The organism is Burkholderia sp. BCC0419 (assembly GCF_902830285.1).
Lineage (GTDB): Bacteria > Pseudomonadota > Gammaproteobacteria > Burkholderiales > Burkholderiaceae > Burkholderia.
The window spans coordinates 781,771-794,077 of sequence record NZ_CADESR010000001.1 but is presented as its reverse complement, the minus strand read 5'-3'; the positions used below and the strand labels follow the sequence as shown (position 1 = coordinate 794,077).

At 67.6% G+C, this 12,307-nt stretch carries 11 protein-coding genes, 1 tRNA gene and 1 pseudogene; 2 read left to right on the top strand and 11 right to left on the bottom strand.

Annotated elements, in window-relative coordinates:
- Positions 1 to 12: 12 nt before the first annotated feature.
- Genes HWW87_RS03550 through HWW87_RS03520 form a run of 7 tightly spaced genes read right to left on the bottom strand, consistent with a single transcriptional unit; the run spans position 13 to position 5,621 of the window.
- On the bottom strand, positions 13 to 297 hold the full coding sequence (locus HWW87_RS03550) for an MSMEG_0570 family nitrogen starvation response protein (RefSeq protein WP_175819247.1): 285 nt from the start codon (positions 295 to 297) through the stop codon (positions 13 to 15).
- A 9-nt stretch (positions 298 to 306) separates the two neighbouring features.
- Positions 307 to 1,491, bottom strand: a complete 1,185-nt coding sequence (locus tag HWW87_RS03545) for an MSMEG_0565 family glycosyltransferase (protein ID WP_175819246.1) — start codon at positions 1,489 to 1,491, stop codon at positions 307 to 309.
- The gene (locus HWW87_RS03540; protein WP_175819245.1) at positions 1,488 to 2,474 is read right to left on the bottom strand and encodes a sll0787 family AIR synthase-like protein; all 987 of its coding nucleotides are present in this window, start codon (positions 2,472 to 2,474) and stop codon (positions 1,488 to 1,490) included. The genes HWW87_RS03545 and HWW87_RS03540 overlap by 4 nt, the downstream gene beginning before the upstream one ends.
- The gene (locus HWW87_RS03535; protein ID WP_175820666.1) at positions 2,471 to 3,031 is read right to left on the bottom strand and encodes an MSMEG_0567/Sll0786 family nitrogen starvation N-acetyltransferase; all 561 of its coding nucleotides are present in this window, start codon (positions 3,029 to 3,031) and stop codon (positions 2,471 to 2,473) included. Before HWW87_RS03535 ends, HWW87_RS03540 begins: the two co-directional genes overlap by 4 nt.
- A gap of 2 nt (positions 3,032 to 3,033) precedes the next feature.
- Positions 3,034 to 4,104, bottom strand: coding sequence for an MSMEG_0568 family radical SAM protein (locus tag HWW87_RS03530; protein ID WP_175820667.1), 1,071 nt, complete (start codon positions 4,102 to 4,104; stop codon positions 3,034 to 3,036).
- Positions 4,097 to 5,119, bottom strand: coding sequence for a Nit6803 family nitrilase (locus tag HWW87_RS03525; protein WP_175819244.1), 1,023 nt, complete (start codon positions 5,117 to 5,119; stop codon positions 4,097 to 4,099). The genes HWW87_RS03530 and HWW87_RS03525 overlap by 8 nt, the downstream gene beginning before the upstream one ends.
- Before the next feature lie 19 nt (positions 5,120 to 5,138).
- Positions 5,139 to 5,621, bottom strand: a complete 483-nt coding sequence (locus tag HWW87_RS03520; RefSeq protein WP_059708432.1) for an MSMEG_0572/Sll0783 family nitrogen starvation response protein — start codon at positions 5,619 to 5,621, stop codon at positions 5,139 to 5,141.
- 382 nt (positions 5,622 to 6,003) lie between these two features.
- On the opposite strand from HWW87_RS03520, the gene HWW87_RS03515 reads away from it, so the two are divergent.
- Both HWW87_RS03515 and HWW87_RS03510 read left to right on the top strand, forming a co-directional pair.
- Entirely contained in the window at positions 6,004 to 7,395 is a 1,392-nt protein-coding gene (locus HWW87_RS03515) for a PLP-dependent aminotransferase family protein (RefSeq protein ID WP_175820665.1), read from the top strand.
- An 83-nt stretch (positions 7,396 to 7,478) separates the two neighbouring features.
- Positions 7,479 to 7,727 (top strand): annotated as a pseudogene (locus tag HWW87_RS03510) (LysR family transcriptional regulator); the annotation flags it as partial.
- Between the two features lie 57 nt (positions 7,728 to 7,784).
- Here the strand turns inward: HWW87_RS03510 and HWW87_RS03505 are convergent.
- From HWW87_RS03505 to fdhE, 4 genes are all read right to left on the bottom strand, one after another.
- A tRNA-Sec gene (locus HWW87_RS03505) sits at positions 7,785 to 7,880 on the bottom strand.
- Positions 7,881 to 7,911: 31 nt separating this feature from the next.
- Positions 7,912 to 9,837 carry a selenocysteine-specific translation elongation factor gene (selB, locus tag HWW87_RS03500; protein ID WP_175819243.1) on the bottom strand — a complete coding sequence of 642 codons (1,926 nt, stop codon included), beginning with the start codon at positions 9,835 to 9,837 and terminating at the stop codon, positions 7,912 to 7,914.
- Positions 9,834 to 11,273, bottom strand: coding sequence for an L-seryl-tRNA(Sec) selenium transferase (selA, locus tag HWW87_RS03495; protein WP_175819242.1), 1,440 nt, complete (start codon positions 11,271 to 11,273; stop codon positions 9,834 to 9,836). Before selA ends, selB begins: the two co-directional genes overlap by 4 nt.
- A gap of 73 nt (positions 11,274 to 11,346) precedes the next feature.
- A complete protein-coding gene (gene fdhE / locus HWW87_RS03490) occupies positions 11,347 to 12,282 on the bottom strand; it encodes a formate dehydrogenase accessory protein FdhE (protein WP_175819241.1) in 936 nt (311 codons plus the stop codon).
- Between the last annotated feature and the right edge of the window lie 25 nt (positions 12,283 to 12,307).

Sequence of the window (12,307 nt, the reverse complement as noted above, 5' to 3'; positions counted from 1 at the left end):
GTGCCGGACGCCCTAAACGAGCTCGATGACGGTCACGGTCGCATCGCCCTGCGGCGCAAACCGTTCCGCGTGCGCTTCGATCCGCGCCAGCTCGTCCATCGCGGCCGAGCACGCGAACCCGTATTTCTCGCGTACGCGATCGGACGCGATACCCAGTGCGCGCCGCGCTCGCTCGACGAAGTCGTCGAGCGCGTATTGCGTATCCGGCGTGAAAAATTCCGACACCACGGTCGACGGCGAATAACAATTGGTTTCCGACTGGTCGGGCCAACGGACCCGAAAATGCATGACCGGCATGATGCCTCCTTACTCGGCGGACGATGCTCGCGCACGCTGCGCCAGCCTGTCCTGGTAGATGTCCAGATGCCTGCGCGCACTCGCTTCCCATGTGAAGCGGTTCAGCAGTGCGGGGACCGCATGGGCGAAATCGGGAGCACGCCGTCGCGAGAGCGCGTCGCGCAGCGCGTCGGCGATCGAATCCACATCGGCGGGATTGGCCCACACGCACGCGTGCTCGTCCAGATACTCGGTAAACGGTTCGATTTCGGACACGACGACGGGCTTTCCGCAAGCAAGCCCCTCGAGCACGACCAGACCGAATCCCTCGCGGATCGACACCATCGACACCACGTCGGCGCAGTGCATCAGCGCGACCAGCGCCGCATCGTCGAGCGGCCCCGTCGGCACGACGGGTTCGTCGACGCCAATCCCCAGCCCGAGCGCGGCAGCGCGCGCGACGAAGCGGCGCGCATAGGCATCGTGATCGAGCAGGCTCGCGCCGCCGCCGATCACGAGCCGTGCGTCGGGCATCGTGCCGCGCAGCCGGGCGAACGCCTCGAGCAACGCGATCGAGTTTTTCCGCTGCTCGATCCCGCCGATCGCCAGGACAACCGGCGCGCCGCGCAGGCCGAACCGCTGCCGCACCGCCTGCATGTCCGCTTGGCTCGCGCGAGCGAACCGGGCGACGTCCACGCCGTTGGGCACTACGCTTGCGTCGACGCCGAACGTCTTGCGCATCGTGGCCGCCCACGCAGCGCTCACGCACAGCACCTGGTCCGCCTCCCTCCACGCGCGTTCCTGCCAGCGTTCGAGTTGCGGATCGTCGAATACGTCGAGGTGATGCACGGTCCGTACGAATCCGTCTATCGTGCCTGACTGCCTCAGCTCGGCCAGCGCATTGCCCGTGATGCTGTCCTGTGCATGCAGAACGTCGAAGCCGCCCGCATCGTGCGCCAGCAAGGCGTGCCTGATCGCGGCAATCCGCGCGCGCACCATTTCCGCGACACTGCGCGGATGGCCATCGACGCGCGCCAGCACGACGCGGCACGGGACATCGCGGAACATCGTCTCGCCCGGCGCGGCCGGCGCGAACACGGTGACGTCGCTTCCCGCTTCGTGCAGCGCACTGGCGAGTTCGAGTGCGTGCACGACACCGCCGCGCGGATTGACCGAGTGGGTCAGCAGCGCGATGCGCAACGTATCGCCGCTCATCGGACGCCTCCGCCGACGCCGGTCATGAACGGTTCGATCCGGAAATCCCACAGCACCGCCGTTTCGCCCGCCTCTTCGACGACGACCTCGCGCGTTGCGTCGATATCGCCGATCACGGCGCACGCGAGTCCGCGCGCCGCGAAGCGTTCCACGATCGCGTCGGCATGCGCGGGCCGCGCTGCCATCAGGAACCCGTAGCTCGGAAAGGCCGTCAGCCAGCGATCGAAGTCGACGCCGGGAGGACGCGGGATCGCGTCGAGCGCGATCCGCGCGCCGACGCGCGAGCATTCGACGAGCATCAGCGCCGTACCGAGCACGCCCGCCATCGAGATATCCTTCGCGGCATCGCACAGCCCGTCTTCAGCCAAAGTCGGCAGCATCTCGAGATCGCCGCGCAGCCGGGCCGGCGGCGCGCCGACCGACGCATTCCAGAACGGATACGGCTCCTCGAATGCGCCGCGCAGGTCGACCGCCATCATCAGGCGATCGCCCGGCCGCGCGCTGAAGCTCGACAGCAGCGCGCGCGCCCGGCCCAGGATCGATACGGCCAGTTGCCGCTGCGCGCTGCGCGTGTTGCTGTGGCCGCCGACGATCGGCACGCCATACGCCGACGCAGCCGCGGCCATCCCGGCAAGCACCGGCCGCGCGGCGTCGATTCCGTCGCTCCACAATGCGTCGACGACGGCGATCGGCCGCCCGCCCATCGCGTAGATGTCGCTGACGTTCGCCATCACGCCGCTGTACCCGGCGAACCACGGCATCGACTCGACGAAATCGCCGACCATGCCCTCGATCGCAAACAGCAGGTAGCCGTCCGCGTCGGGGATCGCCGCGCAGTCGTCACCGAGTGCAACCGCCTGTGCGAGATCCCGTTCGCCATTCGGCAATGCCGCCGCGAGCGACGCCACCACGCCGGAGATGTCATGCTTGTGCTGGAAGCCGCGGCTTGCGCGCAGCGTGGCGATGCGATCTTCGACGCTCATGGCCGCCCCTCCGACCGCAGGACGAAACCCTCGAATGGCGTGCCGCACGGCGGATAGTGTTCGAGCTGGGCCTGCATCAGTTGATGAGGACGTCCGAACAAGGTTTCTTCGCCGAGCGCATCCCAGTGAAGCCGACGAAACAGCGGCACGTTCTGCGATTGCACGTGTGCGACGAAGGTCCCGCAACCTTCGGCATGCGCGCTGCTGACGGCCAGCGCGATCAGCATCGAGCCGATCCTGCCCTGCCTGCGAAACGCCGGATGCACCGCGAGCCGCGAACCCATCCAGCTTCCGGACGCGGTTTCATGAATCCGCACCGTGCCGACCACCTGCTCCGGCAGCCCGGCGCAGCAGCTGACCGCGACCAGCAATTGCGCGTGGCGATCGATATCGTCGCGATCGTCGCCGACGAAGATCCCTTGCTCGATGCAGAATACGGCCCGGCGCAGCTTGTGTGCTTCATCGATTTCCCACGGAAGCTCCGCCCATTTGATCCGGTATTCGGCAGGACGGTAGGTGTCGCGGCTGTCGGCCAGCCCCATCTCTACGCAGTACATGGTCACGCCTCGTAGGTCGACAGCGACGAGCAGGCGCCGCACTTTCCGCACCCGGCCTTGATGTCGGCGGAACGCATGCCGGCGTCGCGCAGCATGGCGCCGAGCGGCGCGAGCACCGCCCGCATGAAGTCCGGCGACGGTGCAGGATGGCTCTCCAGCGGCGTGCCGCTGATCGGAACGAACGGCACGACGAACGGATACACGCCCAGGCCGATCAGCTCGCGCGACATGTCCAGAATCGCAGCCTCGCTGTCCCCCAGCCCGGCGAGGATGTACGTGCTGACCTGTCCGCGGCCGAACACCGCGACGGCCGCGCGAAATGCCGCCATATACCGGGACAACGGCACGCTCGCCTTGCCCGGCATGATCCGTTCGCGCACGGCCGGCGTCACGGCCTCCAGATGCATGCCCAGCGTATCGATCCCGCTTGCCTTCATCCGGTCGAACCAGCCGTCGTCGTCGGGCGGCTCGCATTGCGCCTGGATCGGGAGATCGACGGCCGCCTTGATCGCGAACGCGCTTTCGCACAGCACGCGGGCGCCGCGATCCGGCGTCGGCGGCGTGCCGGTCGTCAGGACCATGTGCTTGACACCGTCGAGCAGGACCGCCGCACGCGCCACCTCCGCGAGTTGTTCAGGCGTCTTGCGGGCGATCGTCCGGCCGGCTGCCAGCGACTGGCCGATCGAACAGAACTGGCAGGTCTTGCGCCGGCTCTCGTAGCGAATGCAGGTCTGCAACACCGTGGTCGCCAGCACGTCGGCACCATGCAGCGTCGCGATGTGCGAATACGGTACGCCCTCCAGTGTCTGCAATGCGTAGAAGCGCGGGTTCGACGGAAAGCTGATGCTCGCGATCGGGATGGCGCCGCGCGATAGCAGGCTGACGCCCGCCGCGTCGGGCTCCGCCGCGACGAACGGCGACTCCCACGCGGTGCTCGTGTGCACCGGGACCATGATGGTCACGCCGTCGACCGTCACGGCCTTGTGATCGGACGGCCCCGCGCCGCCGCGCCGGCTCGCGGCGCCAACCCGCGGGTCCGCGAGGCGCAGCCCGACCGACTGCAGTTCAGTCATCAATTGCCGGCTCTGCACCGACGGTTTCGCGTTCGCGCTCATGGCAGTTTCCCTCGAAGTCGCGGGCGGCCGACCCGCTGATCCCCATCGGGGTCACCGTCGTCGCCGGCCGATCGTTGATGGCAAGGCTCAGCAGTTCCGGACGGGCATAGTGGCCGACCGAATCCATCATTCGCTTGCGCTTGGTGATCAGCGACATGTCCAGATCGGCGATCACCATCCCTTCGCCCGAGCGCAACGGCTCGGCCAGATGCTGGCCCTCCGGGGACACGATCGCGGTATTGCATCCGCCGCGCAGGGCTTTCTGCAGATTCGGATCGTCCGTGATCGACTCGATCTGGGCATCCGTCAGCCAGCCGGTCGCATTGACGACAAAGCAGCCCGATTCCAGCGCGTGGTGGCGGATCGTGACTTCGATCTGTTCCGCGAAGATCGGGCCCACCAGCGAGCCGGGGAACTGGCTGCAATGAATTTCCTCGTGCTGCGTCATCAGCGCATAACGGGCGAGCGGGTTGTAGTGCTCCCAGCAGGCGAGCGCACCGACCCGTCCGACACCGGTCTGCGCGACCTTGAGCCCGGCCGCGTCGCCCTGTCCCCAGATCATCCGCTCGTGAAACGTCGGCGTGATCTTGCGGCGCTTCACAGCGAGGCGTCCATCGACGTCGAAGATCAGCTGCGTGTTGTACAGGCTGCCGTGGTCGCGCTCGTTCACGCCAAGCACGACCACCATCCCGTGCAGACGTGCGCGCTCGGCGACCGCATGCGTCACCGGGCCGGGCACCACGACGGCCTGCTCGTAGAGCCGCATGTGATCGGCGCCGGATGCGACCGGCGCCCGCACGAACGAGAAGTACGGGTAGTACGGCACGAATGTTTCGGGAAAGACGATCAGCTGGACACCCTTGCCGGCGGCCTCGTCGATCGCCGCGCAGACTTTGTCGAGCGTCCCGCCGGCGCGCTCCAGATCGGGAGCGATCTGGACGGCTGCCGCCCGGACGAAGCGTTTGTCGGACATGATGGCACCCGTCATTCGATCAAACGGTCCAGGTATGGATGACCAGCGCGTTCTCCTTGCGGTGAAGCAGCTGGATATCCAGCACGTCGAGCGGATTGATCGGTCGGATGCCCTCGATCAGCGACGCCTCGCCGTGCCCGTACAGCGCCTGCAGCGCAAAACGGCACGCGTAGACCTTCCCGCCCTCTTCCATGAACTTGACGAGTTGCTTGTTGAAGTTCAGGTGACCGGGAAACGCCTCGTCGCCGAGCGTCGGAAACCCGCGCTGCAGGCCAAGCGTCACGCCGGGGCCGTAGAGCAGCACCGACGTGTCGAACCCCTTGCGTTGCAGGCGCGTCGCCTGCAGCAGGTTCACGAAGCCGATCGATCCCTCGAACGCAACCGTGTGGAACGTCACGAGCGCCTTCTCGCCCGGTTCCGCCTTGACGTCTTCGAACACTTTTTCCTCGTAATCGACGAGGAAATCTCCTTTCTTGTGCAGAGGCTGATTGACTGCGGGCATGGCACGCTCCGTTTGAAAATGAGTTGAGTGATGTTCCCGAACGCTCTCGAATCCGGGCGAACTCATCAACGCAACGCATATGCCAACCAGGCCTCGACCCGATGCAATCACTCTCCAATCATTCAATCGATCAATGCCGATTCCGTCGGTCCGATCCTTGCGTGACCGGATCGGGCTCGGACGGGAAACGACCGCCAAACACGCCGCCGCGCACCGGACTGATGCAGCGCGAAGCGCTTCGTGCGCATCGACCGTGCATCGATGCATCAATCCGATACACGATGCGATCAATGCGATCATCCGGCTGCAAAACGGCGATATCTATATTTTTCTATTAATGCGTGATGCTAACGTTTTGATGAACCGTCAAATGGAAACAGGTATGGATTACGCCATCCATCATTGGTCGAAGCGACTATTGGAAAGCAGGAAACCGGCGTACCTGCTGATCCCCGACCTCATCGAGGAAGATCTCGCCGCGGGCCGTCTGAAACCACGCGAGCGCCTGCCCGGGCTGCGCGATCTCGCCGGTGCGCTGAACCTCAACTACACGACGGTGGCCCGCGCTTATGCGGAAGCCCGCCGACGCGGCTTGCTCGATACGCGCGCAGGAAGCGGCACGTTCGTGCGCGGCCCGACGCGAACGATTCCGCTGTCGGGCGGGAGCAGCATCGAGATGTCGATGAACATGCCGCCCGAGCCGCCCGAGATGGCCAGGCGGCTGCAACAATCGGCAGCGGCCTTGTTCGATGGCGCCGATCCTTACCAGCTCATGCGATACCAGGATTTCGGCGGCACACCGGCGGATCGCGCCGCCGGCCGCGCGTGGCTGGCCAATCGCCTACCCGGATGCAGTGGCGATACCGTGCTCGTCTGCCCGGGCATCCACAGCGCCCTCGTCGCGCTCGTCTCCACGCTTGCGCGCCGCGGCGACGCGATCTGCCTCGATTCGCTCGCTTACCCCGGCATCAAGGCAATCGCATCGCAACTGGGCGTGCAGTTGCAGCCGCTGCCACGGGACGACGACGGTCCGTTGCCGCACGCATTCGAATCGCTCTGCAAAAGCGGACGGCCTGCCGCGCTGTACTGCAACCCCACGCTGCAGAACCCGAGCACGCTCACGATACCGTTCAGACGCCGCGAAGCACTGGCCGATATCGCGCTGCGCTACAACGTGCCCATCATCGAGGACGACGCCTATGCGATGCTGCCGCAGAGCGCGCCGCCACCGCTGGCGTTGCTGGCGCCCGAACTGACCTACTACGTGACCGGCATGTCGAAGAACTTCGGCGCCGGGTTGCGCATCGCCTACCTGCTGGCGCCGACGGTGCGCGAAGCACAGCGTGTCGCCGGCGCATTGCGCGCCACGACCGTGATGCCGAGCCCGTTCACGATGCTGCTGGCCACTCAATGGATCAACGACGGCACGGCGAGCGAGATGCTGACCGCGATTCGATCGGAGGCGCATGCACGGCAGGCGATTGCAGGCCGGGTTCTCGGCGCATGGCCTTTCGATGCGCACCCCGACGGTTTCCATCTCTGGTTGCCGATTCCGCGCGAGTGCCTGTGGACCGCACCGGATCTGGCGCAGCATCTGCGGAGTCGGAGCGTCGCCGCCGTGGCGAGCGCGGCATTTTCGACGGACGGCGACCCGCCGGCGGCGATCCGCATCTGCCTCGGCGGGCCGCAGGATCGGGAGCAATGCCGGGACGGCCTGGAACTCGTCGCGGATGCACTGACCGACGCACATCATCTGTATGGAGCGGCGATGTAGCGGCCGATACCGCGTCGAAAACATTCGAAATCGAGTTGCCGATCTGTAGAGAGCCGAAATGAGCGCCAGCGCGGGAGCGGGCCGCAGCGACCGTGCTCAAAAGCCTCGTAGCGCGATGCGGCTTTGTCTCGTGGATGGCCGAACCGATGTACGACACTGAAAGCAAAGCCGGTGTCATCGACGCCCTGGATATTGAAGGCCTGGATGCGCAACGCACTTTGACGGCGTTCCGGCGCCGGCGACGCACGCTACCCGCGCCCGCCGTCAAACTGCTGGACGAATTGCGTCACCTGACAGGATCTTTGCGCAAGGAAGGGCAAAGCCTGTCTTGATGGCCGTGATTCAAACATGTCCGCGATCCGTTAGCGGAATGCCCGGAAACCCTTGTGTGGCGGAAGGCAGCAGGAGTCGAACCTACCCGGGAGTGTCTGACACCCCCAACTGGATTTGAAGTCCAGCCGTACCACCGGATACGAATGCCTTCCGTGGGGAAAGAAACCGAAGAACAACGAGCGCCTACGCCTGAATACCCACCCAACCGCTGTCAGGCCGCAGGTAGTGAAGATCGCGGTGGAAGCGAGTATACCCAACCCGATCGAAGAACTCGAGAATCTGGATCGCGCGCTTGCGACCGAGCCCCGTCGCGTCGCGGAACGTCGCCGCATCGAGCCCGCCGCCGCGCGACGGCGCGAGATGCGCGACCAGTGCCGCCAGTTCGCGCGCGACGTCCGCGTGATAGAACAGGTCGCGCACGACCTGGTGCACGTCGCCGCGCCGCGCGAGCTTGCGCAGCAGCGTGCGCACCGCGTCCTCGGCCGCGCCCGTGTCGCGGGCCAGGTCGCGCACCCACGGCGGATCGAAGCGCCCCGCGTGAATCAACGGCAGCAGTTGCTGCGCCAGCGCTTCCTCGCGCGGCTCGAGGCTCACCGAATGCGACGGCAGATGCAGCCACGGCCCGCTGCGCGCGACTTCGCCGCCCACCACCAGCGCCTCGACGAGCGCGCGCCACAGCGCATCGCCGACGAGCGGCGCAGCCATCCGCCGCAGGCGTGCGGCGTCGAGCCCCTGCTCGTCGGGCATGCGTTCGTGATACACGCGCAGCGTATCGACCGCCCGCGTCTGCAACGCACGCCAGTGCGCATGCGAAATCACCGCGCCTTCGTTCGACGCGGCATCGCGTTGCCCGATCGCCAGCGCATCGCCAGGCAACGCCAGCGCATTGGGTGCGTATCCCGTCAGATGCGTGAGCGTCGCGCGCGCAATGCCGAGCGGCGCCTGCGCGAGCAGCGCATCGATGCGCCCTTCGTCGAGCCACGCCGCGAGCGCATCGAGCCACGCGCGGCGCGCAGGCGTGCGGCGCTTGCGGGCCGGCCCGAACGGATCGAGCACCCGGCCGCCGCCGACGGTACGCGTCGCCTGCGGATTACGGACGATGAAGCGGTCGCCCGGCAGCGCGAACACCGGCTCGTCGAACACCAGTTGCACGCGCATCCGCTGGCCGGCCGCGAGCGTGTCGCCGTCGAGCAGCGCGACATGGGCCACGCGATGCAGCGTGCCGAGATGCACATGCAGCGGCGCCCAGTGGGTCAGCGTCAGCCCCGCGTCCGCGAGCAGCGTCAGCTCGACGTCCAGACGCGGCGACGTCGCGACGAGCCGCGCATCGGCGACGGTGTCGCCGCGCTCGACGTCGGCCTTGTCGACGCCGGCCAGGTTCAGCGCGCAACGCTCGCCCGCGCGGCCGGCCTCGACCGGCCGGTTCTGCGCATGGATGCTGCGCACGCGGGCCGTGCCGCCCGTGCGCACGATCGCGAGCGTGTCGCCGGTCGCGACGCGGCCCGCGAACGCGGTACCCGTCACGACGGTGCCCTGCCCGGCGAGCGTAAACACGCGATCGACCGCGAGCCGGAACAGGCCATCATCGCGACGCGCACGCCACGCGATTGCCGCGTCGGCCAGGTGCTGCTTCAACGCGGCGACGCGCGGATCGTCGGCCACCGTCGCACGCGTTTCGAAGATCGGCACGCCGGCCAGCGTCGAGTCGTGCAGCCACGCGGCGATCTCGTCGCGCACCTCGGCAACGCGCGCGGCATCGACGCGATCGCATTTCGTCAGCGCGACGGCGCCATGCGTGACGCCGAGCAGTTGCAGGATCGCGAGGTGCTCGCGCGTCTGCGGCATCACGCCGTCGTCGGCGGCGATCACGAGTAGCGCGAAGTCGATGCCGCACGCACCGGCCGCCATCGTATGAATCAGTTTCTCGTGGCCCGGCACGTCGATCAGGCCGAGCACGTCGCCGTTGTCGAGCGGCGTATACGCGTAGCCGAGCTCGATCGAGATGCCGCGCGCCTTCTCTTCCTTCAGGCGATCGGTGTCGACGCCCGTCAGCGCGCGCACGAGCGTGGTCTTGCCGTGGTCGATGTGCCCCGCGGTCCCGATGATCATGCGGCCGGCCCCGCGAGCGGCACGCATTGCGCGACGAACGCCGCTTCGTCGGCCGCTTCGAGGCAGCGCAGGTCGAGCCGCAGCGCGTTGTCTGCGATGCGGCCGATCACCGGGCGCGGCCATTCGCGCAGCCGTTTCTCGAGCTGCGCGAGCGCGCGGCCGCTGCGCTTGCCGTCCGACGCGCGCACGACGAGCCCGGCGCTCGGCAACTGGTCGACCGGCAGCGCGCCGCTGCCGATCTGGCTGAACATCGGCTCGACCGTCACGTCGAAACCGCTGCCGAACGCAGCCTGCACCGCAGGACGCACACGTTCGGCCGCTTCGGCGATCTCGCGCTGCGGGCGCGTCAGCAAGCGCAGCGTCGTGAGGCGTTCGCGCAGGAATTCGGGCGACTGGTACAGGCGCAGCACGGGTTCGAGCGCCGCGAGCGTCAGCTTGCCGACGCGCAGCGCACGCTTGAGCGGATGCTTCTTGATCTTCGCGATGAGCGCGCGGTCGCCGACGATCAGGCCAGCCTGCGGGCCGCCGAGCAGCTTGTCGCCGCTGAACGTGACAACGTTTGCGCCGGCGGCGACGGTTTCCTGCACGGTCGTCTCGTGCGGCAGGCCCCATTGCGACAGATCGGCCAGCGTGCCGCTGCCGAGATCGACGGCGACCGGCACGCCGCGCTCGCGCGCGAGCGGCGCGAGTTCGGCGAGCGTCGCCTCCTTCGTGAAACCGCTGATCGCATAGTTGCTGCAGTGCACCTTCATCAGCAGCGCCGTGCGCGGGCCGATCGCGTCCGCGTAGTCGCGCAGATGCGTGCGGTTGGTCGTGCCGACCTCGCGCAGCTTCGCGCCGGCACGGCTCATGATGTCGGGAATGCGGAATGCCCCGCCGATCTCGACCAGCTCGCCGCGCGACACGACCACTTCCCGCTTCGTCGCGAGCGCCGACAGCGTCAGCAGCACGGCCGCCGCATTGTTGTTGACGACGGTCGCGGCTTCCGCGCCCGTCAGTTCGCACAGCAGAGCATCGATCAGATCGTCGCGATCGCCGCGGCGGCCGGTAGCAAGATCGAATTCGAGGTTGACGGGCCGCGTGAGCGCGTCGACCACGGCGCGCACCGCATCGTCGGGCAGCAGCGCGCGCCCGAGGTTCGTGTGCAGCACGGTGCCGGTCAGGTTGAACACGGCCCGCACCGCGCCCGCGCTCTGCGCGGCCAACGTGTGCGCGACGGCAGCGGCGATGCGCGGCTCGTCGAGCGGCTCGGCCGCCGCGGGATCGTGCTGCGCGGCCGTGCGCCAGCGTTCCAGTTCGGCGCGCACGGCATTGAGCACGCGCGTGCGGCCATAGTCCGCGACGAGCGGCTGCAACGGCGCCGACGACAGCACGCGCTCGACCGACGGCACGCGCGCCAGCACCGCATTCAATTCATTCACACCCGGTTCGGTCACGTCGTTGTAGCTCCAGTCTCATGCTTCGCAGTCGGCCGGGGCCGCGCTCGCGCATCACCCCGGCCCCGTGCCGTCAGTCCGCTTCCCGCGACACGTCCGGCCACAGCAGCGGGTTCGGCGAGCTACGCTGGTAGCCGGCCTCGTTCATCAGCAGATCGAGCGTGAGGCTCGCGAGATCGTCCGCCAGCGGCTCGAACTCGTAGTCCTTCTCCTGATAGCCGATCTTGCGATAGGTCTTGCATTCGTCGCACGATTCGGCCTTGACGGCTTCGCTGCCGCCTTCGATCCCGTGATACGCGATGCCCTTCGTCGAATCGCAGTGCGAGCACTTGGTGCGCACCATGTGCCACTCGGTCGTGCACAGCCCGCACTGCAGGAAACGGTAGCCCTGGTACTGGCCGCCGACCCGCACGACGCTCGCGACCGGATGCGTGCCGCACACCGGGCACAGCCCCGGCTGGTCGAGATACGGGACATCGGCCGGCGTCACGCGGCTCGCGAGGTCCGTCCACGCGACCTGCAGCGCGGCCATCAGGAACGGCGCGGTGGCCGGGTCGACCTCGGCGAAGCGCAGCGCGAGGATCGCATCGGCCTGCGCGTCGAGCTCGGCGGGTGCCATCAGACGCAGCCGGTCGAGCAGCTTCGCGAGCTGCGGATTGACGAGCCCGGCGCTTTCGACGCGATCGAGCAGTTCATACAGCACGGCGCGCCAGCGCGCATCGCGCTCGCCGTCGAGCGCCGGCACGAGCGGCATCGAATGTTCCTGCGCGCGTGCGATCGCTTCCTTCGACGGCAGCGGCAGCTCCAGCGTCTGCAGCGTCGCGTGCTGCGCGTCGGCGACGGTGGCCATCAGCCGCAGGTAGCCGCTGATCGGGTTCAGGTCGGCAAGCTTGCGCAGCCGCGCGGCGCGCGCCGCGAACGCGGTCGCGCGCTCCGGCAGCCGAAAGCGCGGAATGGCCGAATGATCGAGTGCCGAGATCTCGGTCGGCTCCAGAATGCGTTGTGTCACGAAAATATCTTCCAAAAAAACAAGC

Excerpts from the sequence above, each read along its gene's own strand:
- HWW87_RS03550 (WP_175819247.1), bottom strand. The coding sequence starts at position 297 with ATGCCGGTCATGCATTTTCGGGTCCGTTGGCCCGACCAGTCGGAAACC.
- HWW87_RS03545 (WP_175819246.1), bottom strand. The coding sequence starts at position 1,491 with ATGAGCGGCGATACGTTGCGCATCGCGCTGCTGACCCACTCGGTCAAT.
- HWW87_RS03540 (WP_175819245.1), bottom strand. The coding sequence starts at position 2,474 with ATGAGCGTCGAAGATCGCATCGCCACGCTGCGCGCAAGCCGCGGCTTC.
- HWW87_RS03535 (WP_175820666.1), bottom strand. The coding sequence starts at position 3,031 with ATGTACTGCGTAGAGATGGGGCTGGCCGACAGCCGCGACACCTACCGT.
- HWW87_RS03530 (WP_175820667.1), bottom strand. The coding sequence starts at position 4,104 with ATGACTGAACTGCAGTCGGTCGGGCTGCGCCTCGCGGACCCGCGGGTT.
- HWW87_RS03525 (WP_175819244.1), bottom strand. The coding sequence starts at position 5,119 with ATGTCCGACAAACGCTTCGTCCGGGCGGCAGCCGTCCAGATCGCTCCC.
- HWW87_RS03520 (WP_059708432.1), bottom strand. The coding sequence starts at position 5,621 with ATGCCCGCAGTCAATCAGCCTCTGCACAAGAAAGGAGATTTCCTCGTC.
- HWW87_RS03515 (WP_175820665.1), top strand. The coding sequence starts at position 6,004 with ATGGATTACGCCATCCATCATTGGTCGAAGCGACTATTGGAAAGCAGG.
- selB (WP_175819243.1), bottom strand. The coding sequence starts at position 9,837 with ATGATCATCGGGACCGCGGGGCACATCGACCACGGCAAGACCACGCTC.